Source organism: Vibrio eleionomae, assembly GCF_009874545.1.
In the GTDB taxonomy this organism is placed as follows: Bacteria; Pseudomonadota; Gammaproteobacteria; order Enterobacterales; family Vibrionaceae; genus Vibrio; species Vibrio nitrifigilis.
The window spans coordinates 1-951 of record NZ_WEKT01000121.1; the positions used below are offsets into that span (position 1 = coordinate 1).

General features: G+C 35.0%; 1 protein-coding gene. It reads right to left on the reverse strand.

The features are described 5' to 3' along the window. Positions 1-129 precede the first annotated feature (129 nt). Entirely contained in the window at positions 130-867 is a 738-nt protein-coding gene (locus F9817_RS23700) for a complement resistance protein TraT (RefSeq protein ID WP_161158661.1), read from the reverse strand. Between the last annotated feature and the right edge of the window lie 84 nt (positions 868-951).

The following is a 951-nucleotide window of genomic DNA, read 5'->3' on the forward strand; positions in this document are numbered from 1 at the left end:
AAGTTACCTATAAAAATAGCCTCTACATAAGAGGCTATTTCATTTAAGTTACCTATAAAAATAGCCTCTACATAAGAGGCTATTTCATTTTAAAATTTAATCTAAAGTTATCAGAATGGCATTTTTGTTTTAGAAAATACCAGCAACACTTGTTGCTAACCCTTCAACTAACGCAGGTTCCGCATCAACATAATCAAGGTTTACTTTATTTGCTGAGCTTAAAATTCGAGTTTGGTAGCGCTTTTTATTGGCGACGGTTTTTACAGTAGTATTAGTGGAGCCTCCGATGCCATTATTTAAATGAGCGACTTGACTAGAGTCTACAGATTCTTTGGTTTTTTCAACTACTTGAACATCTGTTACCATACCAAAGTTTACATCTTCTACCATGTTATCTGCTACAAAACCAATAGCACTACCAATGAGACCTGCTCCTACAACAGAACTTGTGCTATGCGTATGTGATGCCATGGCTAAAGCAGCTAAACCACCACCAACGACAGCACCGCCGTATCCTTGGTTCAACAGAGCAAGACCTGCATTTGGATCCATTTTTTCCAATTTAATAATGTTAGTTTGTAGCCAATAATGTGCTTTAGCTGGATCTGAAGTAACGGTATAACCTTTTTGTTTTAATTTATCAGTAAGCACTTTAGTTATATCTAGTTTTTTATTAGTACTGTTTCTCAATTGAAGATATACAGTATGTTGTGAAACGGGGGTTGGATCTAACCAAACTGTGGCTGACATTTTAGTATTAGTTACCAAATTACGATGTTGAATCGCAGTACTCATTGCTGAGCAACCAGAAAGAGAGATCATAGCTGCTATTACAACAGCCGTGGATTTAAATTTTTTAAGTGTCATTAGAATAAAATCCTTCATATATAGAATAGCAACCTATTTTAGGAGCTAACAGATATTACAAAATTATATTTATCATTCCTACTC

Coding starts and splice junctions, on each gene's coding strand:
- F9817_RS23700 (WP_161158661.1), bottom strand. CDS start 867: ATGACACTTAAAAAATTTAAATCCACGGCTGTTGTAATAGCAGCTATG.